Origin of the sequence: Bacillus sp. TH30 (assembly GCF_016650875.1) — a bacterium.
GTDB lineage: Bacteria > Bacillota > Bacilli > Bacillales > Bacillaceae_G > Bacillus_A > Bacillus_A mycoides.
The window spans coordinates 5140772-5165928 of the sequence record NZ_JAEKEY010000002.1 but is presented as its reverse complement, the minus strand read 5'-3'; the positions used below and the strand labels follow the sequence as shown (position 1 = coordinate 5165928).

General features: G+C 34.2%; 30 protein-coding genes and 1 pseudogene. 9 read left to right on the top strand and 22 right to left on the bottom strand.

The window, feature by feature from the left end:
- Positions 1-90: 90 nt before the first annotated feature.
- The 3 genes from JFU20_RS28705 to JFU20_RS28695 are packed head-to-tail and all read right to left on the bottom strand — an operon-like array spanning position 91 to position 1781.
- Positions 91-429 carry an NIPSNAP family protein gene (locus tag JFU20_RS28705; RefSeq protein ID WP_201039192.1) on the bottom strand — a complete coding sequence of 113 codons (339 nt, stop codon included), beginning with the start codon at positions 427-429 and terminating at the stop codon, positions 91-93.
- Positions 402-998, bottom strand: a complete 597-nt coding sequence (locus JFU20_RS28700) for a GNAT family N-acetyltransferase (RefSeq protein ID WP_201039191.1) — start codon at positions 996-998, stop codon at positions 402-404. The genes JFU20_RS28705 and JFU20_RS28700 overlap by 28 nt, the downstream gene beginning before the upstream one ends.
- 12 nt (positions 999-1010) lie before the next feature.
- On the bottom strand, positions 1011-1781 hold the full coding sequence (locus tag JFU20_RS28695; protein WP_201039190.1) for a DeoR/GlpR family DNA-binding transcription regulator: 771 nt from the start codon (positions 1779-1781) through the stop codon (positions 1011-1013).
- Between the two features lie 251 nt (positions 1782-2032).
- Between JFU20_RS28695 and JFU20_RS28690 the strand changes: the two genes are divergently transcribed.
- Positions 2033-2524, top strand: a complete 492-nt coding sequence (locus JFU20_RS28690; RefSeq protein WP_201039189.1) for a hypothetical protein — start codon at positions 2033-2035, stop codon at positions 2522-2524.
- A 49-nt stretch (positions 2525-2573) separates the two neighbouring features.
- Here JFU20_RS28690 and JFU20_RS28685 read toward each other — a convergent pair whose 3' ends face one another.
- Positions 2574-3209 (bottom strand): DUF4085 family protein, encoded by a 636-nt coding sequence (locus tag JFU20_RS28685; RefSeq protein ID WP_002165661.1) that lies wholly within the window; start codon positions 3207-3209, stop codon positions 2574-2576.
- A 219-nt stretch (positions 3210-3428) separates the two neighbouring features.
- Between JFU20_RS28685 and JFU20_RS28680 the strand changes: the two genes are divergently transcribed.
- Positions 3429-4022 carry a hypothetical protein gene (locus JFU20_RS28680; protein WP_002165660.1) on the top strand — a complete coding sequence of 198 codons (594 nt, stop codon included), beginning with the start codon at positions 3429-3431 and terminating at the stop codon, positions 4020-4022.
- 168 nt (positions 4023-4190) lie between these two features.
- Here JFU20_RS28680 and lpdA read toward each other — a convergent pair whose 3' ends face one another.
- The 7 genes from lpdA to JFU20_RS28645 form a co-directional block, all read right to left on the bottom strand.
- Positions 4191-5570 carry a dihydrolipoyl dehydrogenase gene (gene lpdA, locus JFU20_RS28675; protein WP_002165659.1) on the bottom strand — a complete coding sequence of 460 codons (1380 nt, stop codon included), beginning with the start codon at positions 5568-5570 and terminating at the stop codon, positions 4191-4193.
- A gap of 15 nt (positions 5571-5585) precedes the next feature.
- Positions 5586-6785 (bottom strand): dihydrolipoamide acetyltransferase family protein, encoded by a 1200-nt coding sequence (locus tag JFU20_RS28670; protein WP_002165658.1) that lies wholly within the window; start codon positions 6783-6785, stop codon positions 5586-5588.
- 27 nt (positions 6786-6812) lie between these two features.
- Positions 6813-7847, bottom strand: a complete 1035-nt coding sequence (gene acoB, locus JFU20_RS28665) for an acetoin:2,6-dichlorophenolindophenol oxidoreductase subunit beta (RefSeq protein WP_000198897.1) — start codon at positions 7845-7847, stop codon at positions 6813-6815.
- A gap of 17 nt (positions 7848-7864) precedes the next feature.
- A complete protein-coding gene (gene acoA / locus JFU20_RS28660; protein WP_016095568.1) occupies positions 7865-8863 on the bottom strand; it encodes an acetoin:2,6-dichlorophenolindophenol oxidoreductase subunit alpha in 999 nt (332 codons plus the stop codon).
- A gap of 169 nt (positions 8864-9032) precedes the next feature.
- Positions 9033-9512: a DinB family protein gene (locus JFU20_RS28655; RefSeq protein WP_002085139.1), complete on the bottom strand. Its 480-nt coding sequence runs from the start codon at positions 9510-9512 to the stop codon at positions 9033-9035.
- Positions 9513-9553: 41 nt separating this feature from the next.
- Complete coding sequence (locus JFU20_RS28650; RefSeq protein WP_002165656.1) at positions 9554-10750, bottom strand: MFS transporter; 1197 nt, start codon at positions 10748-10750, stop codon at positions 9554-9556.
- A 123-nt stretch (positions 10751-10873) separates the two neighbouring features.
- The gene (locus JFU20_RS28645; protein WP_002165654.1) at positions 10874-11833 is read right to left on the bottom strand and encodes a helix-turn-helix domain-containing protein; all 960 of its coding nucleotides are present in this window, start codon (positions 11831-11833) and stop codon (positions 10874-10876) included.
- Positions 11834-11969: 136 nt separating this feature from the next.
- Between JFU20_RS28645 and JFU20_RS28640 the strand changes: the two genes are divergently transcribed.
- Complete coding sequence (locus tag JFU20_RS28640) at positions 11970-12815, top strand: oxidoreductase (RefSeq protein WP_002165653.1); 846 nt, start codon at positions 11970-11972, stop codon at positions 12813-12815.
- A 40-nt stretch (positions 12816-12855) separates the two neighbouring features.
- A complete protein-coding gene (locus JFU20_RS28635) occupies positions 12856-13365 on the top strand; it encodes a GrpB family protein (protein WP_002165652.1) in 510 nt (169 codons plus the stop codon).
- Between the two features lie 108 nt (positions 13366-13473).
- Here the strand turns inward: JFU20_RS28635 and JFU20_RS28630 are convergent, their stop codons facing one another.
- The 5 genes from JFU20_RS28630 to JFU20_RS28610 all read right to left on the bottom strand — a co-directional run bounded on the left by JFU20_RS28630 (position 13474) and on the right by JFU20_RS28610 (position 15993).
- Entirely contained in the window at positions 13474-13857 is a 384-nt protein-coding gene (locus JFU20_RS28630; RefSeq protein ID WP_002165651.1) for a DUF4181 domain-containing protein, read from the bottom strand.
- A 165-nt stretch (positions 13858-14022) separates the two neighbouring features.
- Positions 14023-14340, bottom strand: coding sequence for a DUF4181 domain-containing protein (locus JFU20_RS28625; RefSeq protein ID WP_082180372.1), 318 nt, complete (start codon positions 14338-14340; stop codon positions 14023-14025).
- A 63-nt stretch (positions 14341-14403) separates the two neighbouring features.
- On the bottom strand, positions 14404-15246 hold the full coding sequence (locus JFU20_RS28620; RefSeq protein WP_002165649.1) for a PP2C family serine/threonine-protein phosphatase: 843 nt from the start codon (positions 15244-15246) through the stop codon (positions 14404-14406).
- Positions 15224-15715: an HIT family protein gene (locus JFU20_RS28615; RefSeq protein ID WP_082180380.1), complete on the bottom strand. Its 492-nt coding sequence runs from the start codon at positions 15713-15715 to the stop codon at positions 15224-15226. Before JFU20_RS28615 ends, JFU20_RS28620 begins: the two co-directional genes overlap by 23 nt.
- 104 nt (positions 15716-15819) lie before the next feature.
- Positions 15820-15993: a glycine zipper domain-containing protein gene (locus JFU20_RS28610; RefSeq protein WP_002127725.1), complete on the bottom strand. Its 174-nt coding sequence runs from the start codon at positions 15991-15993 to the stop codon at positions 15820-15822.
- 215 nt (positions 15994-16208) lie between these two features.
- On the opposite strand from JFU20_RS28610, the gene JFU20_RS28605 reads away from it, so the two are divergent.
- The gene (locus JFU20_RS28605; protein ID WP_002085127.1) at positions 16209-16445 is read left to right on the top strand and encodes a hypothetical protein; all 237 of its coding nucleotides are present in this window, start codon (positions 16209-16211) and stop codon (positions 16443-16445) included.
- Positions 16446-16492: 47 nt separating this feature from the next.
- On the opposite strand, the gene JFU20_RS28600 is transcribed toward JFU20_RS28605, so the two are convergent.
- Both JFU20_RS28600 and JFU20_RS28595 read right to left on the bottom strand, forming a co-directional pair.
- Complete coding sequence (locus JFU20_RS28600) at positions 16493-17329, bottom strand: ABC transporter permease (RefSeq protein WP_002127727.1); 837 nt, start codon at positions 17327-17329, stop codon at positions 16493-16495.
- Positions 17322-18527 carry a quaternary amine ABC transporter ATP-binding protein gene (locus JFU20_RS28595; RefSeq protein WP_002013036.1) on the bottom strand — a complete coding sequence of 402 codons (1206 nt, stop codon included), beginning with the start codon at positions 18525-18527 and terminating at the stop codon, positions 17322-17324. The genes JFU20_RS28600 and JFU20_RS28595 overlap by 8 nt, the downstream gene beginning before the upstream one ends.
- A gap of 217 nt (positions 18528-18744) precedes the next feature.
- On the opposite strand from JFU20_RS28595, the pseudogene JFU20_RS28590 reads away from it, so the two are divergent.
- Positions 18745-19558 (top strand): annotated as a pseudogene (locus JFU20_RS28590) (glycine betaine ABC transporter substrate-binding protein).
- Between the two features lie 53 nt (positions 19559-19611).
- Here JFU20_RS28590 and clpP read toward each other — a convergent pair.
- Complete coding sequence (gene clpP, locus JFU20_RS28585; protein ID WP_201039188.1) at positions 19612-20193, bottom strand: ATP-dependent Clp endopeptidase proteolytic subunit ClpP; 582 nt, start codon at positions 20191-20193, stop codon at positions 19612-19614.
- A gap of 20 nt (positions 20194-20213) precedes the next feature.
- Positions 20214-20900, bottom strand: a complete 687-nt coding sequence (locus JFU20_RS28580) for an RNA polymerase subunit sigma-70 (protein WP_002165646.1) — start codon at positions 20898-20900, stop codon at positions 20214-20216.
- A 143-nt stretch (positions 20901-21043) separates the two neighbouring features.
- On the opposite strand from JFU20_RS28580, the gene JFU20_RS28575 reads away from it, so the two are divergent.
- The 3 genes from JFU20_RS28575 to JFU20_RS28565 all read left to right on the top strand — a co-directional run bounded on the left by JFU20_RS28575 (position 21044) and on the right by JFU20_RS28565 (position 22571).
- Entirely contained in the window at positions 21044-21364 is a 321-nt protein-coding gene (locus tag JFU20_RS28575; protein WP_002110280.1) for a 2Fe-2S iron-sulfur cluster-binding protein, read from the top strand.
- 4 nt (positions 21365-21368) lie between these two features.
- Complete coding sequence (rpiA, locus tag JFU20_RS28570; RefSeq protein ID WP_002165645.1) at positions 21369-22031, top strand: ribose 5-phosphate isomerase A; 663 nt, start codon at positions 21369-21371, stop codon at positions 22029-22031.
- Positions 22032-22136: 105 nt separating this feature from the next.
- On the top strand, positions 22137-22571 hold the full coding sequence (locus JFU20_RS28565) for a GNAT family N-acetyltransferase (protein ID WP_002013030.1): 435 nt from the start codon (positions 22137-22139) through the stop codon (positions 22569-22571).
- Positions 22572-22783: 212 nt separating this feature from the next.
- On the opposite strand, the gene JFU20_RS28560 is transcribed toward JFU20_RS28565, so the two are convergent.
- Positions 22784-24151, bottom strand: coding sequence for a lytic polysaccharide monooxygenase (locus JFU20_RS28560; protein ID WP_201039187.1), 1368 nt, complete (start codon positions 24149-24151; stop codon positions 22784-22786).
- Positions 24152-24589: 438 nt separating this feature from the next.
- Complete coding sequence (locus JFU20_RS28555; protein ID WP_201039248.1) at positions 24590-25150, bottom strand: phosphatase; 561 nt, start codon at positions 25148-25150, stop codon at positions 24590-24592.
- Positions 25151-25157: the final 7 nt, after the last annotated feature.

Below are 25157 nucleotides of genomic sequence, written 5' to 3'. Positions count from 1 at the left end.
AGAAAACTATCACCGCTATTGCAAATAAAATGGTGGATGCTAAACTAAAATATAATTTTGTTTTAATTCCCATTATTCCTCACCCCTCTATCACTTTACAGTACATACTAACTCTTCATTTTTCAACTCTAATATGTACTCCTGTAAAACATATTCTTTCCCGCCATGTTTTTCATACCAATCATGTATTCTTTTAACATGTATCTTGTAGCTTCTAATTTTTGATTCAATTTCTTTATACTGTTCATAACTATCATATTCCCATATTGCAAATACTTCAGTCGTACCATCATTATTATCTTTCATCCAGCGTCCTATTAAACGAGAACCATATTTTATTTGATTAGGTAAATTAGTATCATTGAAATGATCATTAAATATTTCTATGAATTCATTTTTTACTACATAGTACTTCCTTCTGTAAAACATACTTCTTCACCTCTTTTATGAAAAGTATCAGTAAACCTTCCCATTACTACCGTATTATAATACTTACCATCCGACAGTTTTTTATCATTTTTTAGAATACCTTCTATCTCAAAATCTAACTTTTTATAAAGCTGAATGGCTTTCTCATTTGTCTCTAGCACTTGTAATGCTATCTTTTTCACTTCATTTGCATTAGCCCACTTTATTGATTCTTGTAAAAGATTTTTGCCAATCCCATATCCCCAATACTCTTTTAAAATACAAACTCCGAACTCTACTTTATGAGACAATCTCCTTAAGTCCGATCCTTCACATCTCGAAAATCCAACGATACGGTTATGAACTTCCGTAACTAAAAAGAGATTTCTCGTTTTTCCACTATCTGTTTTTATTATTTCCTGGAAACCTTTCGTATCTATAAATCCCTCACCTTCTTCTCTATCCATATTTTCAGTTTCTCCATCGATTTGTACTCTCATTTTTGATAGCTGCTCAGCATCCGTTTGAACTGCAGAACGAACTGTATAAGTTAATCCATTCATATGAAACTCTTGTCCTTTTATAATCATTTCAAACTCCTTTTAAATGAGGTCTATTGACGCTATTACAATTTCTTTACCTTGTTTCTCAAATTGTTGAATCGTTTCTTTACTAGCCCCTTCATCTGTTATGATAAGGTCAATTTCTATTAGTGACTCTCCTTTTATAAAGCAGTCTATTCCAAGTTTATTATGAGGAGCTAAACAAATATTTCTTCTAGCAATTTTACTTACTGTTTTTCCAAAATAAGCAACTTCCGGTGTCGCAGTACTTATACCATTCAATGAAATACCGCCACCTGTAGAGAAATAAAGATCAATAGAGAATCTACTTATCAATTCAGAGGCCAGTGTATCTGTCATATTTCCTGATGGTTTCACTTTTCCACCAATTAAGTACGTATCAATGTTCTTATATTCTCGTAACTTACTAGCAATTTCTAAAGCATTCGTAATAACTATAAATGATGTTTCAGGTAAATACTTTAACATGGCATAATGAATGGAAGCCCCGCCAATAAAAACGGAATCTCCTTCTTGTATGTAGGATACAGCAACTTTCGCAATCGCATCTTCATCTATTGAACTATCACGATAACGTTTCGATGGTTCGGCAGCTAAGTTTCTCACTCGCGTAAGTTCAACTGCACCTCCGTGCGTTCTTTTTAATAAACCATCCTTCTCCATAATAGACAAATCTCTTCTTATAGAATCAATAGACATATCAAAACTTTCCGCAAGATCCTTTGCGATTACTCTTCCATCTCTCTTAAGTAACTCTAAAATTTTCTCTCTACGCTCTTCAGTAAACATGTTCCCACCACCATTATTGAAGATTCAGAAATTTAATCTTTATTTTAATTATATGCATGCTTTTTCTGTATTACAATATTTTCAATTCTTATTTATTCAGCTTTATACAGTTTTTCTCCCTCTTTCTATCCCATTAACTTGAAAACGAAATAAATGTATATTTGCATATTCCACAAACATACTTCCATTTACCTTCCTACTGATGTAAAATTATTCCTATATTTTACTTTTTAATACAGAAAGGGATTACTATGAAATCTATAATTAAAGTAACTTGTACAGCATTATTATTTACAGGAATAATGGCAGGATGTAGTGGAAATACAGCACCAAAACAAGAAAAGAGCGCTCTCGAAAAGAATGCAATGCATTATGGGGAAATAGTTAAAAACGAATACTATAGAGCAACAGTTGAAAATGCAAAATTTGAAAAAATAGACAAAGAGTGGCGTCTCACAGCTCGCGTTACAATAAATAATGCTCGTGCTGACGGACAAACGATAGATCTTTCAGAAATAAAATATTTCATAAAAGATGAAAAAACGGGTGAAAAATACGAAGGTGAATTTATTCAAAATGAAAATGCTAAAAAGGTTCCATCTGAGTTTTCTTTAACTACCGATATTGTATTTAATATGAAAACTTATCCAAAAGATTTAAATAATATGTATTTATACATAGATAGCAAAGCTGCGCCGTTAACAGATACATATTGGAAACTTGATAATTTAGCATCTAAATAAAAAACAGTCATATAGGACTGTTTTTTTGTTTGTAAAGTTATAAAGTTTACTAGTTACTTTTCTCAAGCAATACATCTTTTACACAAATCGTTACTTCTTCAAATGGGCAATCAAATAACACACCCAATTCGAAACCTTCATTAGTAAGATCTATTTCATGATATAACCACCAAGCACCTTCAAAATTTTCCGGAATAGAACATTTCGTTACGCCTGTAAAAGTTACTTCCAGTTTGTCAAATTCACTGAAAGTACCACTGCAATCTAAAGTTATAATTAGCGTATCTTTTGATCTTCTCTCTACTGATTTGACTACACTGTCATGTAGTGAGTATTCATGTAGTTGAACGACATTCTGCGCGAGCTTTTCTTTTATAGCATTAAAATTATCTATATAAGCTTGTTCTAAATCATTCATTCTTTTCTCATAATCTTCTGTCCAATCAAGCATAAGTTTCTTTAACTTTTCTGATGGGTATTCTGACTTAATTGTGTTGTTATGAATATACGGATGCAGTGACTCAGGAAGAAACTTTAATAATTCTTCTTTCCTTTCTTCCACCTCTTCTTTCAAACTTTGTTTATACTCTTTCTCCATCTCTTCCCATTCTTCTATCGACTCTATGAATTTTACAAATCCTGAAATTTGCATTTCTTTATACCAATCTTTTGTGAAATATTTCAAAGACATCTCTCCAAAATGTATTTATATCCAAAAAAAGTAATTAATCTATTTATTATATCATTCTAATAACTGTTTTTTCTAAAAAGAAAATGTAAAACTGTTAATATTCTGTTTATTATTTCTAAAACTTCAGAATATTTACAAAATTATAAAACTAGATTACATTTTACTTGTACAAGATTTTCCTGTACAAAAATCTAAACAAAAAGGGATGGTTATATGTTGAAGAAATTAGTAGCAGGGACATTAGTAGCAGGTTTTGCATTAACTGGAGGATTAGGAGTAGTAAGTGCTGCAGAAAAAGATAATACAATTAAATCATTTGATTATTTAAAAGTTGATGAAAAGAATGTTAATTCATTCACAAAATTAAGCGATCAATCAAAAAAAGACATCCAAATTACTATGGTACTACCTAAGCAAAATGAAAATGGAGATTGGTTAGCTTATGGCTTTACTAGCAGAGAAACATTGAATGCTTTTATTGAAAAGGATAAAAAGGCACTTAAAAATCAAATTAACCCTTTAGGTAGTGGTGCTGGTAGTACCGATTTTTATGAGCATCAAAATAAAGGTGGACAGTATATTTATTGGAGCGGTGGCTTTAAAAACCTACCTTCTAGCTGGAACGACAGAATTTCTTCTGTAAGTACAGCTTCACCTTCTGCAAGTTATTCAACAACGCTATGGGAACATTCTTCAACTCAAGGATATGGAAAAGGTGTCTCCTTTAGACACTCTGATTGGTATGGTCAAACTGCTAATTTAGCTGCAGATTGGAACGATATAACTTCAGCTATTGAAATTAAATAGTAACAGCGCATTTCAATTAAATAAGTGAAGAAGTTTCAAAATCACTATACTCTCATCGATTAAAAAAACATGAGAGTATAGTGATTTTTCTAGTATCTTTTTATACATATTGCTACTTAAATATTATTTACTAAAAAGACCAGTCCTATTAGACTGGTCTTTTTACCTTCAAGCATGTACAGCATGTCCTACTGCCTGCAATAATGCCTCATGAATCGCTTCAGATAAAGTTGGATGTGCTGCAATATAATCTCTCATTATATCAGCGGTTACTTCTGTATGAATCATCACCGTTCCTTGTCCGATTAGTTCGGTTGCACGAGGACCGATAATAGAAATCCCTACAATTTCTTGATATTTAGGTTCCACAATAACTTTTACTTTCCCCGTTTGTTCTCCAATAATAAGCGCTTTTCCGTTCGCTGTAAATGCGAATTCTCCAATGAGGATGTCACCGTATTGCTCTCTTGCTCCTTTTTCTGTTAAACCGACACTAGCAATTTCTGGAGCTGTATAAATACAGCGAGGTACAGCATGATAGTTTACTTTCACATCTTCTCCGCTCGCGTGTAATGCCGCTGTCGTTCCTTCATGGAAGGCAACGTGAGCAAGCTGTATTCCACCAATCACATCACCCGCTGCGTAAATATGTGATCTATTTGTTTGCATATGTTCATTCACAGAAATTCCTTTATTTGAAAATTGAATGCCTGCTTTTTCTAAAGCTAATTCTTGTACACGTGGTTTTCGACCTACAGAAACGAGAATGAATTCCGGGTTGGCTTCTTGGATACTTCCTTCATATTCAAATGAAGCCTGCTTCTTATAATTATTTAATCCTTTTAAAGCCGCTCCTGTAAATATTTTTACGCCATCATTTTCTAGTTTCTCCCTTAAAATTTGTGCGATATCTTCATCTTCACCAGGTAATAATTGCGATGCCATTTCAACAATCGTAACTTTTGTTCCAAGACGACTATAAATGCTTGCAAACTCGCAACCTATTACACCACCACCAACGATTAATAATGATTTTGGTATATTTTCTAGGGACATTGCATGATTACTATTTAAAATCCACTTCCCATCAAATGGAGCAAAAGGTAATTCAGTTGGTTCTGATCCTGCCGCTATAATGAACTGTTCTCCATCTACTACCTCTTCTTTATCACCATGTGTAACTCGCACACGGTGATCCGTTTCAAATTTCGCTTTACCTTGTATAACTTTTATTTTATTTTTCTTCATTAAATATTGGATTCCTTGGACGAGCTGCGTTACGATTTGTGATTTCCTCGCCTGTATTTGCTTCCAATCAATTGATATACTTCCCTCGTTAAGTGTAACTCCATAATTATTCGCTTTTCTCACAATGTCATGCACTTCCGCACTTTCTAACAATGATTTCGTAGGCATACAACCGACATTTAAACAAGTCCCGCCAAGATCAGCTTCATCAATAAGAGTGACATCTTTTCCATTTTGAGCCGCGGTAATTGCCGCTACATAACCAGCAGGTCCGCCCCCAATAACAACTAAATTACTCATTTTCTCACCTTCTCTTTATAAAAGAATTGTTACAGGCTCTTCTAAATACTCTTTAATTGTGCGTAAAAATGTAGCTGCTGGTGCACCGTCTAGTACACGATGATCGAATGTTAAACTTAAAGGTAACATACTTCCTTTTCTTAATTTTTTCCCTTTATATACAGGAACATGTTCAATTGCACCTACACCTAAAATACCAGTTTCAGGTGTATTTAATACTGGCGTAAAATATTCAATACCGAAGCTACCTAAATTACTAATTGTAAATGTTGTCCCTTGCATATCATCACTACTTAAACTGCCTGCTCGTGCCTTTTGTGCCACATTTTTAATCTCTTTAGATAACTCTACTAAAGATAGATTATTAGCAAAGCGAATAGCTGGAACGACTAATCCTTTTTCTAACGCGACCGCCATACCTAAATGAACATGTTCAAATTGATGAATGGCATCATTTATATACGCGCTGTTCATTTCTTTATGCTCTCTAAGCGCTAATACAACAGCACGAGAAACGAAATCAGTAATAGTTAGTTTGTTATCGTATCGTTTTTGTACAACTTCCGCTATTTCTTTATGTAAAGCAACTAAATCTGTAACATCTACTTTCATCGTTAATGTTAATTGCGCACTATTTTGTAAGCTTGCATGCATACGGTTCGCAATTGCTTTTCGCATACCAGTAATAGGAATGACTTTACTTTCTTCTTGTTCAAGTACTTCTGGAATTGCTACTCTTTCTTCAAGCGCCTTTAATACATCTACCTTTGTAATTCTTCCGCCAGGTCCTGTACCAATTAATGATCTAATATCGAGATTTTCAGTTTTTGCAATTTTCTTTGCTACTGGAGATATTTTAACTCTTTGCTTCGTCACATCTATCGCATATGGTTCTGGATGTTGTACCTTTTTAGGTTCTGGATTAGATGCTTTTTCTTCTACAACATGTATGTTTTCATGAACTTCTACTTTTTCGTCCGGTTTACCGATGTAGCAAATTACAGTACCCGGCGGCACTCCCTCATCTTCACTTACAGCTATATCAAGAACAGTTCCATCAGCTGGTGCTTCTATTTCAGTTTCGATTTTTTCCGAGTTAATACTAGCAATTAGTTCACCTTTTTCTACATTATCACCTGCTTTAATATTCCAGCTCGTAATAATACCTTCTTTCATCGCCATACCTAACTTCGGCATTACAACTTCTACAGCCATGTTTCTCTCTCCCTTCTCATCGTTTCATTACACATGTAATAAAGATTGGTCTCCGATCATTTCTGATACAGTTTCAATTACTTTCTCCGGCGTTGGTAAATATAACTTTTCAAGTGGTGGCGAAAACGGAACTGGTGTATGTGGTGCTGTAATTCGTTTAATAGGTGCATCTAACAAATCGAATCCTTTATCCGCTACAATTGCCGCAATATCTGTTGCGATACTACATCTTGGATTTGCTTCGTCAATAACAATCAGGCGATTCGTTTTTTCAACAGATGCTAAAATCGTATCTTCATCCAGCGGTGATAAAGAACGTGGATCGATTACTTCTACCTCAAGTCCTTTTTTCGATAATTGCTTTGCAGCTGCAAGTGCTGTATGAACTTGTTTTCCAATTGCAACGATTGTTACATCAGAACCTTCACGTTTAATATCTGCTTTTCCTAAAGGAATTGTATAGTACCCTTCTGGTACTTCGCCTTTCATATTGTAAAGTGTTTTATCTTCAAAGAAGATTACTGGATCGTCATCTTCAATTGCAGCTAATAATAAGCCTTTTGCGTCATAAGGAGTGGAAGGAACGACAACTTTTATACCTGGAATGCTCGTAAATAACGCATATAAACTTTGTGAATGCTGTGCCGCTGCGCTAAATCCAGCACCGTGCATCGTACGTACTGTAACTGGCACTTTCGCTTTTCCACCGAACATATAGCGGAACTTTGCACCTTGGTTTAATACTTGATCAAGACAACTACCGATAAAATCATTAAACATTAATTCAGCTATCGGACGTAAACCTGTTGCAGCAGCTGCCATCGCCGCTCCCATATAACCCGCTTCTGAAATTGGAGTATCTAAAATACGATTTCGACCAAATTCTTGTACAAGTCCTTTCGTAACACCGAGTACACCGCCCCATGCTTCATCATCTTGCAAGTGATCCACTTGTGCACCGCCTGCAACATCTTCTCCGATTAAAATTACATTTTCATCACGACGCATTGATATTTTCATCGCTTCATTAATTGCAGTTGACATACTTACTGTTCTAGTCATTATTTTTCACCCTCCTCTTATTTGTAAGAAACGTATACATCTTTTAATAATTCTTCATCTTCCGGATATGGACTATTTTCACTAAATTCAATTGATTGTTGCACTGCTTCATCTACTGCCTTTTCCATATCCACAAGTTCAGATTCTGTTAATAAAGCTTCATGAATTAAATGCTTACGGAAATTCACAATCGCATCTTTTTCATTTAAATGTTCTTCTTTTTCTTCTGAAGTTTTATATGTTTGCGCTTCACCTTCGAAATGACCGTAATTACGATATGTCATACATTCAATTATTGTTGGACCACCGCCATTACGCGCACGTTCTACTGCTTCTTCCGCCGCTTTATACACTGCAAGTAAATCTTTTCCATCTACTTGAACACCTGGAATATTGTAAGCTTTCGCTCGATCTGCAATGGAATCACAACTTGACGCATATTCAAATGTTGTTGCTTCACCGTAACCGTTATTTTCTGCGATAAAAATAACTGGTAACTTCCAAATCGCTGCTAAATTAACCCCTTCATGGAATGTTCCTTCATTATTTGCTCCGTCACCGAAGAAGCAAACACTTACATCTTTCGTTCCTTTATATTTAGCTGTTAATGCCGAACCACAAGCAAGTGGAAAACCTCCGCCTACAATCCCATTTGCACCAAGCATTCCTTTATCTAAATCGGCAATATGCATTGAACCACCTTTACCTTTACATAAGCCTGTCACTTTCCCAAAAAGTTCGGCCATCATGCCATTTAAATCACAACCTTTTGCGATACAATGGCCGTGACCTCTATGCGTACTTGTAATACTGTCACTATCTGTTAAGTGGGCACATACACCAACTGCTACCGCTTCTTCACCAGCGTATAGATGAACGAAACCTGGCAGAACGCCTTGCGCGAACAATTCATGCACCTTGTCTTCAAACTTACGGATCTCTAACATTTTTTCATACATCCAACGAGCTTGTTCTTTCGTAATTTCATTCCCTTTACTTTCAGTTGTTTTTAACATGTCCAGCCCTCCTATTTTCTTGTTCATCTTTTATATTGCAAGTACTGTGCCAAATTCTAATCCCTGATTTAATAGGTTTTCTCTTTTCTTTCATAATAAAAAAGTGTACAAAACGAGACATCTGTCTCGTTTTGTACACTTTTGTTCACCTAATTTGAGAATTATTATCTTATTCATTATCAAAACTCTTCTGTAATTTCCGAATGTAAATAATTTGACCAATGTGATACGCGTTATGAGTCGTTACATTAGCTAATACTTCCCACCACTTCGCAGATACAGGAAATCCAATTACATCACTTTCAACCTTATCTTCATTTATGAGACTTTGCCATTGTAACAGTTTCTCTAATAGTTTTTCTCTTAACTCTTCAAATGTTTGATTATCTGAAAGCATAAAACTTTTGTTATTATCACCAATAGCGGGCACAGCATTAACATTTGATTCTTTGTACCTAGTTTGCCACGTCGTATTCCAATACAGTAAATGTTGTACAATTTCAGCTATACTATTACACTCTTCATTCGGTTTCCAGAAAGCTTCTCTCTCAGATAAATCCTTAACTGCATCTGAAAATGGAATATACCAACTGGGATCATTCGCATTTGCTAATAACTGATCTGCTAATACGTCTTTAACATGGAACACTTTGCTTCCCCCCATTAAAAAGATTCATTTCAAGACAATACTCACTTCTCTATATACGCTGAGTTTGCCAGATCCCCTCTTTTTAGCCTTAATCCCAAACATATGCACATAAAGAAACCGAAAGCACCTAATCCATAAGCTGTTGTATATCCACTTTCCCCGATAATCCATCCTGCAAGTCCTGGTCCAATCATTTGACCAACTGCATAGAAAACGGATATAAAACTAATTGCCATTGAGACATATTTCGGAGATACTTGCTTTGAAGCAGCAACTTGAATTAATAAAAGGATACCTCCGAGGCTGGAACCCCAAATAATTGCCGACATGATAAAGCCAATGATATGTCCAAATATAATTGGAATCATATCACCTATTACAGCTAATAAAAGTGCAATACATAACGTCTTCTTTATACCAATCCGATCCGAAATCAACCCCCAGACAGGAGCTCCTACGATTGAAAACATTCCTGCAATCGCATAAACAGTTCCCGAAATTGATGCCGAAATACCATTATTAATCATAAAACTAGTTTGATATAAATTTGGAATTAAATAAACAACGCCCACAATAAAATACATCCATGCAATGATGTATAACTCTTTCGTTTTCCATAAAAACGACTTATTATTCCTTTCCCCCTCATCTTCAGTAACTTCTGGATTTTTCAAAACAATTGAGGCAACGAATACAACAATACATGTAATAACTCCAAACAAAAGCCATGAACCACGCCAACTATACTCTGGAAATGTACGTACTATATAAGGAACAATTATTCCACTAAATAGCATGCCTATGCCAGCACCGCTTAATAATAGCCCCATTGCAGTTCCTCTTTTTTCTGGAAACCATCCTACTGTTATTGACATGAGTGGTGTATATACAAGAGCACTTCCAGCTCCAGAACATAGCATAAAAATAGCAGCTATCCAAACTGAAGGAACAAATGATAATCCTATTAAACTTATAACGACGAGCCAACTCCCTATTAATAAAACTGATTTTGCTCCAAAACGGATAGTAAGTATTCCAGATGTTCCGACTGTTAATAAATACCCTAAAAAGAGTATAGTTCCTAACATACCTGCTTGAGCTGTAGATAAATGGAGTCCTTCTTGCATAAACGGCAATATAATTCCATATGCCATACGTGCAAAACCCGTCGTTGTTATAATAAGAAACATTCCTGTTAATACAAATATCCAAAAATGACTTTCATTCCGTTCTTTCATTTAAATTCCTCCATAAAAAGTTATTTCCAATTGGATGTTGTTTGTAATTATAATGACCATTACAAAAAGCAACTACCAAATGACGGAGGAATTTACGGTATAGCGGATCATTCCTGTTTTACGTTAATAAATACGTAAAAGTTCTGATGGATTCATTCCATACTTTTTACGAAATAACTCTGAAAAATGACTGACATTATTGTATCCAACTGCAAATGCCGTTTCGGTCACATTACTATTTCCCGAACGCAGTAACTCTATCGCATGTTCCATACGCTTTTCTCGTAAATATGCAAATGTGGACATCCCAAATAATTCTTTAAACCCAATTTTTAATTTATAATCATTTAACTCTACTATTTTAGCTAATTCTAATAATGATGGGGGTGATTCCATTCGTTGAAGTAAAATTTCTTCAGCCTGTTTTATTTTATTCAAATCCTGTTTTGATAATTGACTCCTTTTATTTGCGTCACAATCATTAAGCAACACTCTCCCAAAATGTATAGAAAGCAATTCGAGCGCTTTACTTTCTAATTCTAGTTGACTAATACGATCCTTTTGGGGATGCTCTATCATTCTCTTAATAAGATTAGATGTTATAGAGTCAATTGGATTTTGAAACTTTTTAAAAGATTGATTTCCTAATATAGAATGAAAATCAAGACTTTTTTCAATAGCATTATTCATCATGAAATGATTAAACAATTGTACAGGAATCCCAATCGCTAATGAATATAGAGGCGTTTCTTTTTCATATTCAAATACTACATCAAAATCATTCATGAAATATAAATAGCTATTTCCAGTCATTAATTCATACGAAGAATGACCAACTTGCACTCCTCCGAACCCTTGTAAACAAAAATTAAGCTCCACCATTGCTGCATCAGATGCAAACTGGATGCGATGGTTATTATGAAATTGATAATTTGATAACACAATTTCCATACCTGAAAATGAAGTCCATCTTCGTATTTCACCCATACCTATTGTTTTTGGAACATTCATATGTCTTTCCTCTACAACTTGTAAACCATAAAAATATTTATGAAAAATATCATGAAAACCGTTAGTCTCCATGAAACCCACACTCCTTTTATGTAAAAATCAAAATTTAATTGATAATTATTTTCAATTATATCAAATATCTTTATACAATAAATAGATTTTCTCTTTATAACTCGTTATGATAAAAGAAAAAGAAAGCGAGCGAACAATGAATAAAAAAATCGCGATTATTACAGGAGCATCAAGTGGATTCGGACTTTTAACGACACTTGAACTTGCAAAAAAAGACTATTTTGTCATTGCTACAATGCGCAATCTTGAGAAACAAATAGACTTAATATCTCAAGCTACTAAACTCGACTTACAACAAAATATAAAAGTTCAACAATTAGATGTAACAGATCAAGGTTCTATACATAACTTCCAATTATTTTTAAACGAAATAAACAGAATAGACATTCTCATAAATAATGCAGGATATGCAAATGGGGGCTTTATCGAAGAAATCCCAGTGGAGGACTACCGTAAACAATTTGAAACAAATCTTTTTGGAGCTATATCCATCACGCAACTTGTCTTACCATATATGAGAAAGCAGAAAAGCGGAAAAATCATTAATATAAGCAGTATTAGCGGGAAAGTAGGATTCCCTGGTCTATCTCCTTACGTTTCTTCAAAATATGCATTAGAAGGCTGGAGTGAATCCCTTCGCTTAGAAGTAAAGCCTTTCGGAATAGACATTGCCTTACTTGAACCTGGTTCTTATAACACGAACATATGGGAAGTTGGTAAACAATTAGCTGAAAACCAATCTGATACAACCTCTCCTTACAAAGAATATATGGATAAAATACAAAAGCACATAAACAATGGCAACGATACACTTGGTAATCCGATGGATGTTGCAAATAAAATCGTAGAAATTGCTGAAGCAAGGCGTACTACATTACGATACCCAATTGGGAAAGGTGTAAAATTTATGATCTTTGCGAAGAAGGTTCTTCCTTGGAGATTGTGGGAGTTTCTTGTATTGAGGAGTTTTAAGAAGATGTAAGTAACCTTATTGAAAAAATATGTAAGGGGGTGCTAATTAAATGCTAGGTTTACCCTATGGTAAAGTGTTTTTAGTTCCGTGGTCCGAAGAGTGGGAATTTGAGTTTTCAAAAGAAAAACAATTAATTGAGGAACACATTGGAAAATATATTTTAGCGATACACCATATTGGAAGTACCTCCATCCCGCATTTAAGCGCAAAACCTATTATTGATATTGCGATGGAATTAAGAGATTCCAAAAGTGGTCTAAAATGTATTACGAACCTAGAACAATTAAATTATAAATATAGAAAAGATGTATTACCCGAAAGGTATTATTTCAATAAAGGTGAGCCAAGAACTCATCAAATTCATATGTATGAACAAGGGAATCCATATTTAATAGAACAATTAAAATTCAGAGATTACTTAATAGACAATAAAACTTCTCGTATGCAGTATGAACAGTTAAAGATTCAACTTTCAACAGCTAACCCTAATGATAAGCATAAATATACAGAGGATAAAACAAATTTCATTAAATCCATATTGGCTAAAATAAATGATTAAATTGCGAAGACCGAACTTCGTACACATAATAAGAAACCATTCATGTATAGATGAATGGTTTCTTATTAATTAGTTATCTCATTATTTGTACCATCAATAATCATTTTATTATGCAGCAGGTGGAACGAAGTAAAATAGCATCGAAGTCATAAAAATAAATGCAAATAATCCAATTATCGAAAAAATATATTCTTTCGATTCTCTATCATACTTCCATTCCATCCATGTCCTTAGGATCCACGTAACCCCTAAATAAGTGAAAATGATAAACCAAATATTAGTGCTTTCGAATTTAAAGATGTAAATAAAACTAATTATTAAATAAACAAAAAGCAGTCCTATTTCCAATTTTTTATGTAAGCTATTTACATATTTATTATATCCCCAAAACCCGCTCTTTGGCATATTCAATTTTTTTCTTAAAAATCGATCCAAAAAGTAGCCCGTTATACAAAAAACAAAAATTATAATCCAGAATGTATAGGTTCTCAATATCATTCCTCCTATTACTTCATTGAATTGTTTAAAATAAAGTGGACTATATTAACGGTTATTGAACGAGTATTTTTGAATGATCTTCATTAAAAATGATCGTTTCTGCACGTAAGAAAGGTCTTTTCATTTCTTCTCTCCCTCTTACTTTAAACTTATACTATATTAAAGGAAGAAATATAGTATGAACCCTGTTATTATTAATGCTACAACTCCTAATAATGAAATCAAAAACTCACGCGATTCCTTATCATATTTCCACTCCATATATGATTGAAATCCATATAACGTAATAAAAAATAAAAGAGGTACATAGCCCATAAATATACGATTTGGAAGAAAAGTGCTTATAGCAATAACAACTATATAAGAGGAAATGATAATTCTATTTCCCCACTTATGTGTATCATTCACATATTGGTTATTCCATCCTTTTTGTTTCGGTATATTTAACTGTCTTCTCGCTATTCTTTCAAAAACCAATAAAGATAGCACCCATAAAATTAATAAGGATATTTTTGTAACTGACAGAAAACCCTCTCCTTTTTATTTTTTCACTTTAATTTTCTCCGGCTGATCACTCGGATACGTAGCATTTCCTTTATTTTCGACATCCCAACTAATAATTGTCGCACTATCTCGTCCGAATTGATGATGAACATGTTCTAACACATTATGAATATTTTCTTTTAACCCAATATTATTTCCATTCATATCATTATAAAGATTTAATGGCGTTTCATACCGGCGTTCTCCACATTCCAATACACCATCTGTTACCATTACAATTCGATTCTTTCCAGTACGTAATTCACGAATTCCTAAAGAATAGCATGGAACGGGTAAATCAAACGTGTTTACATTACCAATCCATTCATAAAATTGACGTTGGTTTAATGTATATTGTCCTAATTTATGTAATTCATCATGAAATACATAAACTAGGCAATCGCCAATAGATAGCCACCATATGTAATTTTCTTTTCTTACACATATTAAGCAAGCTGTTTCACCTTTTACTCTTTTACATTTTTCTTTAAATGAGCGGGATTGAAAAATCGTAATTATATGATTTTTAACAGATCGAAATACTGTTTCAATCGGTTCATTCATAATTACTTTTATATTTTCATATTCTGCTTGAATCGTACTTACTACTAAATCAACACTTTCTGCACTATTATGTCCGTCTAAAATAGCGGCGAATTCCCAATCGCCATTCGACCAAACTAATGCACCGTCTTCATTCTTTTTTGCTCCGGCACTTATATTTCCGCCGTATTTACCAAGTACAATATCACCATATTGTTTGACTGAAACTTCGTCTAAACACATTTCTCTACTTCCAACCCATGAATATTGTGTATTATTTGTTGTATGCATACTCATTTACCATATACTTTCGTATTCTTTCACATAGTTTTTTAATTTTCTCTGAATCTCCATATGGTGCGCCAGTCCAATTTGCTACTTCAGTTGGTGACCAAAACTCTTTTGGTGTATTTGGATAACGCGGTATAATGTGCATATGCATATGTGGTACACCATTACCTGAAACGGAAGTATAAATATGTTCTGCTCCTTCGCTTTCTTTTAGCGCTTTACTTACTCTACTTGTTATTAGTCCGAATGCCTTTGCCTCATCTTCAGTTAATTCAGCGAGACCAGGTACATGTCTCTTTATATCAATCATTACATAACCAAGATATGTTTCTTCTGCATCCCAATGGACATGTCCAACGTAAATGAGTTCATCTTCGTAAATAGCTCCACCTGGAACTGTAATGTTCCCTTTATGTTTTTCACAAATGAAGCAGTTTTGTTCTGCTTGATTGTTTATTGGCATATCCATCACCATCCTTTGCATATATAATATCATAAAAAAAGAAAAAATAGGTTTTATATTCCGAAAATTCAATCTCTCGAAATGAGAATTTTCACATTAAAATAATTTACAACTCATTATTTCTTCAAAAGCGTAATCCCCATTCCAACTGCAATCCCAATCGCTATTCCGATTGCTATATTATCAGTAAATACACCAGGAATTACACCGATTACAACACCTATAGCGACACCAATTGTCATAGCATCATTTCTTTTTTTATTATTAGCCAAAATAGCATCTCCTCTCATAATTTCTCCCAAAATAATATCCATTTACATGAACGTTGCTGTCTCCTAATATATTTGCTATTCCGCTTGGGAATTTCCAGAAAATGTACTTTATTACTTTTCCATTCCCCCTACATAATCCTCTTCGTTTGAAAGAATTTTTAAGTCACCATTACATATACATAGGCATTTACTATAAGAAAGATCAGTAATTTATTGAAGGAGGAACGATTCAAATGTATCCTCATTGGAATCCAAATATAAATCAACAATATGCTTACTCCCCCCATCCAGTAAGGAATACACTGCATTATGATTCGCAATACATGATGCAGCGCATCGCAAGCCTTGAAAGCCAATTAGCTAAATTAATCTCATTAATCGAAGAAAATAATCAATTAATAAAATCAATGGAACAACAGCAAAACCAAGTTTGTGCACCAGCTGGAGGTTCTGTTATTGTTCGGATGTAATTCGAATTCAAAAAACACACTTTGTAGTATAAAGTGTGTTTTTTGAATTATTTTCTTTTTGTATAAAACCCTTGCGTAATTCGGTCTAATATAATCGCAATCACGACGATAGCTAGTCCAGCTTCAAATCCCATTCCGATATTTACTTGTGTTACAGAGCGATATACATCGACGCCAAGTCCTGGCGCTCCTACAAGTGAAGCTGTTACAACCATTGATAATGAAAGCATAATACTTTGATTCACGCCAGCCATGATCGTTCCGGTTGCGAGCGGTAATTGTACTTTAAATAATTTTTGTGATGCGGTAGAGCCAAATGCATTCGCAGCTTCAATTAAATCTTCTGGAACTTGTCTAATTCCTAAGTCTGTAAATCTGATTGTCGGTGGCATAGCAAAAATAACGGAAGCAATAATGCCTGGTACGACGCCTACTCCAAAAAATGTTATCGCGGGAATGAGATAGACGAATGCCGGCATTGTTTGCATAAAATCTAATGTCGGCTTTAAAAATTTTGAGAAACGTTCATTTTGAGATGCTAAAATGCCAATGGGAATGCCGATAATAATTGAAATAATAACTGACGTAAGTACGAGCGCTAATGTTTGCATCGTTTGTGCCCAGTAGTTAATATTTAAAATAAATAATAATCCGATGAGCGTAAAAATGACTAAAGATAATTTCCTCGTTGTGTACCAAATGAGGAAACATAAGATGATAATCATCACTATGGCTGGTATTATTGTTAAAAAATTAGTGAGTAAATCAACAAATCCACCGATAATATACGAGAATCCTCGGAACAAGCCTTCAAAGTGCTCATATAAACTTGCAACAAATGAATCGACCCATTCGCCTAATGGAATGCGCGGAATATTATTCATCGTCTTTCACCTCTTCCTCGATGTTTCCTGCAAGAGCTTGAATGACACTTTCACGTTTAATAATTCCTCTCAACCTTTTCTTTTCATCAATTACGGGTAATGGATATTTCATCTCCGCCATTTTTGCATACGTTTCTTCCAGTAATGTATCTAGATAAACGTGTGGAATATCGTTAAGTAATAAATCAGCAATTGGCCATTGTTTTTTCATTGCTTTACTTGCATCATCCGCTGTTAAAATACCTAAAAACTCATACTTTTTGTTCACAACATATACCGTAGAAACACCTGCATTTCTCATAATTTGCAGAGCTACACGCGGCCCACGATCGATTAATAACGTTTCTGGTCTTTTTAAAATAGATTCTGCCGTAATTACTTTTCCTAAATTCACATCCGCAACGAATTTCTCTACAAATTCATTTGCAGGGCTCATCATAATTTCTTCCGGTGTTCCAATTTGGACAATTTCTCCATCTTTCATTAATGCGATACGATCACCAATTCGAAGAGCTTCATCTAAATCATGTGTAATAAAAATAATTGTTTTTTCCATTTTATCTTGTAACTCTAACAATTCATCTTGCATTTCTTTTCGAATTAGTGGATCTAATGCACTAAATGACTCGTCCATTAGTAATACATCTGGATTATTCGTTAGTGCCCTTGCAATTCCAACACGCTGCTGCATACCACCACTAAGTTGACTAGGGTAATTATCTTTATGATGATCGAGTCCTACTAACTGTAGCGATTCTAACGCCTTATTTTCTCGTTCCTCTACTGGAACTCCTTGAATTTCTAACCCGTACGCAACGTTTTGTATTACCGTACGATGTGGAAATAAAGCAAACTTCTGAAAAACCATACTCATTTTCGTCCTTCTTACTCTTCGCAATTCTTCTTTTCCCATCGTTGCGATGTCTTCACCATCTATGTATATATGCCCGGCTGTCGGTTTGATTAATTGATTTAGCATTCGAACTAGCGTTGATTTCCCACTACCAGACAAACCCATAATAACGAAAATTTCTCCAGTGTATACTTCAAACGTTGCCTTTTTCACACCAACGTTCATTCCTGTCTCCTTTAAAATTTCCGATTTGCTTTTTCCTTCTTTTAATAAGGTAAGCGCTCGTTGCGGATGTTTCCCAAAGACTTTTGTTACATTTTCAACACGTACCTTTGTATTATCCATGTCACTGCTCCTTTTCTACCCATCTATTTACATAGTGTTGCGATTTTACAGAGAAATATTACATAAAAATGACATATATAAGATTTCTTTAAAAATTCTTGTTTCCGTTCATAATAAGAAGGTTCACTTATAGATTAATTTATAAAAAGCAAAAGCTTCACAGGAGGTTTTGAATGCGAAAAAAATATGGATTATAAGTCTGTTACTATTTATTAGTATGATTTTCACTTCTTGTAATGCAACAAATGCAAATTCGAAAGGAAAAAATTAAACTTGGTGTAACAAGTTGGAAAGAAAATATCGCAACCGCAAATATGTGGAAAGTTTTATTAGAAGAAAAAGGCTATAAAGTTGAACTCATGTATTTAGAAAAAGCTGCGATATGGACTGGCGTCGCACGTGGTGATGTTGATGCGAATCTAGAAGTATGGCTTCCTGTTACAGATAAACCATTAAATGCCCGTTATAAAGATGATATTGTCTTAAAATCAAAATGGTATGAAGGTACTGGGCTTGGTTTAGTCGTCCCTTCTTATGTGAAAAACGTTAACAGTATTGAAGATTTAAATGCACATAAAGATGAGCTAGATAATAAAATTGTTGGGATTGAACCTGGTAGTAGCCTAATGAATTTAACGAATAAAGCAATGAAGGAATATGATATAAAACTAAAACTTGTCCAATCTTCAGAAGCTGCGATGATGAGCGAACTAAAGAAGGCATATACGAAAAAGAAACCAATCGCTGTTACGCTTTGGAATCCTCATTGGGGCTTTTCAGAATTTGACTTAAAATATTTAAAAGACCCTAAGAAAGTATATGGTGAAAAAGATGACATTTATTACTCAGTTCGTAAAGGTTTCGAAAAAGATCATCCGGATATTGTGAAATACTTTGATCAATGGAAAATGAACGATGAACAACTAGGTACTTTAATGGTCATGCTAAATAAAACGAAAGATCCGGAAGAAGCCGCGCGAAAATGGATTAAAAAGAATCAAGCTTTAGTTGATGAATGGATAAAAGAATAAAGAATGACAAAAACAGGCTAGAGAATTTAGTATATTCTCTAGCCTGTTTTATGTTATTTTTTCTCAATAACTGCATCGACAATTCCATATTCCTTCGCTTCTTCTGCCGTCATAAAATAATCTCTTTCTGTATCATGTGCTACTTTTTCAACTGGTTGCCCTGTTCGCTCTGCGATAATTTTATTTATATCGTGTTTTAACTTTAAAATTCTTTTTGCTGTAATTTCAATCTCCGTCGCTTGCCCTTTTACACCGCCAAGCGGTTGATGAATCATGATTTCACTATTAGGGAGCGCAAATCTTTTCCCCTTTGCACCAGCTAATAATAAAAGCGCACCAAATGATGCCGCAAAGCCCATACAAAGTGTTTGCACATCTGGTTTAATAAGGTTCATCGTATCTAATATTGCAAATCCCGCTGTCGTTGAACCACCCGGACTATTGATATACAGGAATATATCTTTTTCTGTATCTTCCGCTTCTAAAAATAATAATTGTGCTACTACACTACTTGCAACTTGATCGTTAATTTCTGAACCAATCATAATAATTCGGTCTTTTAATAACCTTGAATATATATCATAGGAGCGTTCTCCTAATTTTGTTTGTTCTATTACGTAAGGAATTACACTCATTATAAATCCCTCCATCTGTTTTATGCCGCATTAAGCATACAACTGTAAGAAGAAGATTGTTTCATACTGAAGAATAACACTGGTTGTATTGATGGTAACTTAGTGAAATCTATTGTTGGGAGAAGTTTCGTCAATAATTCAGGTCTTTCTTCTCGAATAGAAGTTACAACGATTTCAACATCATCCATGTACTCCACTATTTCAATGCCTTCTTCATTTACAGTTTTCAGCTTATTTCTACTCCTAAATAAAGATGCTTTCACTGCACCTTCTGATACAGAGCATATTTTTGCAATATCCGCGATACTATACTGAAAAACATCCTTCAATAATAAAATTACGGATTGTTGCACATTTAACGAAGACAATACTTTCCCTACCATTTCATGCAAATCTGCAATTTTCCCATGTGGTTCTTCAAATGTATTTTGCTGTTCTAACTTTTCTTGAACGGATTTTGATTTCATTTGATCTAACCATTGATTTCGAGCAATTTTATACAGAAGCGTTATACAAATTTCCTTCTCACTATACTTTTGAAGAACTTTGCAAATTGCTTCTTGGGCAAGGTCTTCCCCATCCCATTTGTTTTTCGTCAAAAACGTACAGTATCTTTTTACCTCTGCATAATGTTTAATTAAAAAATTTATATTTGAATGATTCATATCGATATGATCCTTTAAAACCTGAGTTACTTTTGTGCACAAAATAACCACTCCTTTTCAGCGCTTACTTAATAAACGATTGAACAAATACAAAAGTTACGGGGCTTATAATTAATTTTATGTTTATGTTCATGAATACGGGTCATAAATATGTTATATAGCATTTTACATGAGGAGGAATCAATTTGCCAAAATTAACAGTTGAAGGTACCGGAACTTTTGATGTTGAAGAAGGGACAAAACTAGTATTAGCACTTGAAGATAACGGTGTACACATTCTTCATCGTTGCGGTGGCAAAGCAAGATGTACAACTTGTAGAGTTGAAGTCATTGCAGGTGATTTTTGTGAGGCGACAAATGATGAAAAACAAGCTATTACGGAAAAAGGAATTGAAGACCACTTACGGTTATCGTGCCAAATGCGTGTACATAAAGATATTACTGTTCGCCCTATACTTACAGTTGAAAATTCCGGTTTAGATGCTGGACCACGCCCGGCGGAGTAAAATGATGAATTTAAAACAGCTTGCAGGCGAATATGCTGCTGGCTTTGTAAGAGATCGTATGACGATTGGACTTGGTACGGGTTCAACCGTATATTGGACGATACAAAAGTTAGGTCACCATGTACAAGAAGGGTTATCTATTCAAGCTGTACCGACATCAAAAGAAACTGAAGTATTAGCAAAACAATTATCTATTCCGCTAATCTCTTTAAATGAAATTGATATACTTGATCTCACAATTGATGGAGCAGATGAAATCAATAATGATTTACAATTAATAAAAGGTGGCGGTGGTGCATTACTTCGCGAAAAGATTGTTGCCGCCTCCTCTAAAGAACTTATTATTATTGCAGATGAATCCAAACTCGTTTCACATTTAGGTACCTTTCCACTTCCTATTGAAATCATCCCCTTCTCTTGGAAGCAAACTGAAAAGAGAATTCAATCTTTAGGATGCGAAACACGTTTACGTATGAAAGATGGCGGACCATTTATAACTGATAACGGCAATTTAATTATTGATTGTATTTTTCCAAACAAAATATTGAATCCAAATGATACACATACAGAGTTAAAGATGATTACCGGTGTAGTTGAAACAGGATTATTTATCAATATGACGAGCAAAGCGATCATCGGAACAAAAAACGGTATAAAAGAATATTAAGCATTTTAAAGGCTGACTTTTGCAAGTCAGTTTTTTCTTTTATAGCATTACAGTATGATATACTATGAAAACACATTCATATCACACTAGAAAGGGCTGAACAATTTGCAATCCAAACTCATAACAGAACTTACTGATTTAGAAACTGCCTTTTACATTCGAAAAGAAGTATTCGTAAAAGAACAAGGTGTACCTCTTGAGGATGAATTCGATACATATGACCAAATTGACGAAGCATGCAAACATATATTAGTTTATTATAATGAACTTCCTGTAGGAACTGGCCGTATACGATTCGTTGACGGAATGGGTAAACTAGAAAGAATTTGTATTTTAAAAGACTATCGCAAATACGGATTAGGCAAAGTAATAATCAAAGCACTAGAAGAGATTGCTCGTAACAAAGAAGCAAATAAAGTGAAACTACACGGTCAAACACAAGCTGAAGGGTTTTATGAAAAATTAGGCTATCAAACTTCTTCCGACGTATTTATGGAAGATGGAATTCCACATATTCTTATGACGAAAGTGTTATCATAATAGAAAGGTTACTATATGATTCTACATTATGTATTCGTATAGTAACCTTTCTGTAGCTTATTCGTTTGAAAGTCTCTTTGATGAATATTCTAGATTAATACAAAAAGACGACGCTGAATACGTCGTCTTTTTTATAAGCAGAAAAGTTAACTCTCAAACTTCCTTTTTTTGCATCAAAGCCCATCATCTTTCATTTCATTTTGAGGTAAAGCTTACACTGTTTTCCATAAGGATAAAGCAAAAATCCAGTTTGGATCCCCATGTCCTTCATAATTCTGGACTGCTTCATACACTTTTCCCTCGTGTAAAACTCTATCTCCCTTTTTATATGCTTTCTTTGCATCCCACGCTTCATATGAAGCGCTTTCAGTTTTTGTGGTAATTGTGAACGTATCACTTTGTACGGATTCATTTCCAACTACATCCACTGCTTTCACTGCATATTTATAAGTAGTATTAGCGAGTAAATTTTTATCCATATAAGAAGTCCTATTGGATGTTGCAATTCTTTTCATTGTTCCTTCTATTTCTCTATAAATATCGTAATAGTCTACACCAACGTTATCATCAGATGGACTCCACATTAGATCCACACTTGACGCTGTTGTTCCCATGCTATGTAATCCTTTTGGTTGTGTTGGTGCTTCTGTATCAGGAGCCTCAACTGTTGTTTTCACTGTAAGCGCTGTACTTTCTTTCGATACATTGCCAGCTGCGTCAATTGCTTTTACAGTATAAGTGTATTCTGTACTTGGTTTTAATTGTTTATTAATAAAATGAGTGCCTAGTACAGTGTCAATCATCTCTCCGTTACGGAAAACTTGATATCCTTTCACCCCTACATTATCCGTAGAAGTGTTCCATGTTAGTTCTATACTATTTGCTGTTACTTTTTGCGCCTGAAGTCCATTTGGAATACTTGGAGCTTCTGTGTCTGGTTTCACATCGTTAATGAGGTTAACATCAATTACATTATAGAATGCATTTACTGTATCAGCTACATCCCATACTGCTAAAATCACATGATATCCACTACGGTCAGTAGGTACATTGATTTTATGAGTTAAATTATTTGAAGCTGCAGAACCATCATGTTGTACAGTGCCAATTGGCCCAAAGTCTGCTCTTGTTAGTGCTTTATTTGGATTCCATCCTTTTTTTGTAATATAGTAGTGCCATTTGCTTGTTAAGTGAGGTGCTGTATACTTCCAAGTAAATGTATTTTCCCCACCAGTGATTGTATTTTTAAACCAACGATTTGCTGTTTGTTGATCTAAAATACCGCCAAATTTGCCACCTGCAGAAGCGATTTGCCCATCAACTGGGCCACCTTGTGGGAATCCTTTTGGAGCTTCTAAACTTTGTGGTTCATACATAACACTTCCACAGTTTACATTTAGAGCACCATAAGTTGGACTACATAAAGCGGAACGGCTACCAGGCTTTTCAACAAAGCCGTGCGCGTATGCATTTTGAGGAATAAGTGTCGTGCCGATAATTCCAGCTGTTAATGCAACAGCTCCTATACTTTTTTTGGTCATTTTCAAGTTTTGTAGTTGTTTTAAAAATCGATTATTCATGTTCCTGTCCCCTTCTTGTTATACTTCGTAGTGTAATGTGGGCTTTGATGTAAAAGAATAACAAGAGTCAATCTTATTTCGTGTATGCGTAAATATGCATACACCGTCGTAAAGAAACATTTCATTTCTTGTGAAATATTTCACTTACGGAATATATCATGACATAGAAATCACCTAAACGTGTGCAGAAGTTGTGCAGAAACAGTGAAATTACTACTAACACGTAAAACTACATCCTAAATTTATAAAGTAAAAGTGAGCAATAGAAATTGTAGTACTTATAATGAAAAATTTTAGGTATATATATGGATGAATTGCACCAAATCGTCTTGAAACCCTTCATCGTTAACTTAAAACGCATGGCAATGTGAGATCACATTATTTTAAAACAACGTGCCATCTCCATTTTCCATATATCTTTCTATCAATACTTTGAAATTACTTATCACTTGTAAACATTTCCGAATCCGTCAATATAGTTTCATAAAACTTATCATATTCTTCACTGTATTGAAGTTTTAACTTTTCTATTAAACTTGTATCTGGTGAAATAATATCAATAACGTCTGTACTTATATACAATAAATAAGTATCGTTATAAAAAGAAATATACGCTTGCTGACCACCATTAACGACATACTTGCAATACTTATATACTTCATCTTCATGTACACCTTTAATCGTAGTAAATATGATTGTACTTTCAAGATCATCAACGTCTACTTTCGTTTCTGCCCAATTCTTAATCTTCATGAACCTTCCAATTTTTATTTTCTCATTTATTCTCTTACTTTTACCATATGTTATGCAACCGGAAATAAATGAAACATCAATTGTATCAGGACTTTTAAAAAGTTCAGTCAAAATCCCTCTTAATCCTCTCAAATTACCCTCAAATAATTCTATATCGAATCTAATTCTATTTTTCGCCTCCACTTGAAAAAATGGTGTAGCTGTCATGTCAGCAAAATTTACATCTAGTATTTTCATTCTTTCCATTTCATCA

Excerpts from the sequence above, each read along its gene's own strand:
- JFU20_RS28690 (WP_201039189.1), top strand. The coding sequence starts at position 2,033 with ATGAAATCTATAATTAAAGTAACTTGTACAGCATTATTATTTACAGGA.
- JFU20_RS28680 (WP_002165660.1), top strand. The coding sequence starts at position 3,429 with ATGTTGAAGAAATTAGTAGCAGGGACATTAGTAGCAGGTTTTGCATTA.
- JFU20_RS28705 (WP_201039192.1), bottom strand. The coding sequence starts at position 429 with ATGTTTTACAGAAGGAAGTACTATGTAGTAAAAAATGAATTCATAGAA.
- JFU20_RS28640 (WP_002165653.1), top strand. The coding sequence starts at position 11,970 with ATGAATAAAAAAATCGCGATTATTACAGGAGCATCAAGTGGATTCGGA.
- JFU20_RS28635 (WP_002165652.1), top strand. The coding sequence starts at position 12,856 with ATGCTAGGTTTACCCTATGGTAAAGTGTTTTTAGTTCCGTGGTCCGAA.
- JFU20_RS28700 (WP_201039191.1), bottom strand. The coding sequence starts at position 998 with ATGATTATAAAAGGACAAGAGTTTCATATGAATGGATTAACTTATACA.
- lpdA (WP_002165659.1), bottom strand. The coding sequence starts at position 5,570 with ATGAGTAATTTAGTTGTTATTGGGGGCGGACCTGCTGGTTATGTAGCG.
- rpiA (WP_002165645.1), top strand. The coding sequence starts at position 21,369 with ATGAATTTAAAACAGCTTGCAGGCGAATATGCTGCTGGCTTTGTAAGA.
- JFU20_RS28605 (WP_002085127.1), top strand. The coding sequence starts at position 16,209 with ATGTATCCTCATTGGAATCCAAATATAAATCAACAATATGCTTACTCC.
- JFU20_RS28600 (WP_002127727.1), bottom strand. The coding sequence starts at position 17,329 with ATGAATAATATTCCGCGCATTCCATTAGGCGAATGGGTCGATTCATTT.
- JFU20_RS28620 (WP_002165649.1), bottom strand. The coding sequence starts at position 15,246 with ATGAGTATGCATACAACAAATAATACACAATATTCATGGGTTGGAAGT.
- JFU20_RS28645 (WP_002165654.1), bottom strand. The coding sequence starts at position 11,833 with ATGGAGACTAACGGTTTTCATGATATTTTTCATAAATATTTTTATGGT.
- JFU20_RS28650 (WP_002165656.1), bottom strand. The coding sequence starts at position 10,750 with ATGAAAGAACGGAATGAAAGTCATTTTTGGATATTTGTATTAACAGGA.
- JFU20_RS28695 (WP_201039190.1), bottom strand. The coding sequence starts at position 1,781 with ATGTTTACTGAAGAGCGTAGAGAGAAAATTTTAGAGTTACTTAAGAGA.
- JFU20_RS28560 (WP_201039187.1), bottom strand. The coding sequence starts at position 24,151 with ATGAATAATCGATTTTTAAAACAACTACAAAACTTGAAAATGACCAAA.
- JFU20_RS28670 (WP_002165658.1), bottom strand. The coding sequence starts at position 6,785 with ATGGCTGTAGAAGTTGTAATGCCGAAGTTAGGTATGGCGATGAAAGAA.
- JFU20_RS28555 (WP_201039248.1), bottom strand. The coding sequence starts at position 25,150 with ATGGAAAGAATGAAAATACTAGATGTAAATTTTGCTGACATGACAGCT.
- clpP (WP_201039188.1), bottom strand. The coding sequence starts at position 20,193 with ATGAGTGTAATTCCTTACGTAATAGAACAAACAAAATTAGGAGAACGC.
- JFU20_RS28615 (WP_082180380.1), bottom strand. The coding sequence starts at position 15,715 with ATGGTGATGGATATGCCAATAAACAATCAAGCAGAACAAAACTGCTTC.
- JFU20_RS28610 (WP_002127725.1), bottom strand. The coding sequence starts at position 15,993 with ATGAGAGGAGATGCTATTTTGGCTAATAATAAAAAAAGAAATGATGCT.
- acoB (WP_000198897.1), bottom strand. The coding sequence starts at position 7,847 with ATGACTAGAACAGTAAGTATGTCAACTGCAATTAATGAAGCGATGAAA.
- JFU20_RS28595 (WP_002013036.1), bottom strand. The coding sequence starts at position 18,527 with ATGGATAATACAAAGGTACGTGTTGAAAATGTAACAAAAGTCTTTGGG.
- acoA (WP_016095568.1), bottom strand. The coding sequence starts at position 8,863 with ATGTTAAAAACAACTGAAAGTAAAGGGAATGAAATTACGAAAGAACAA.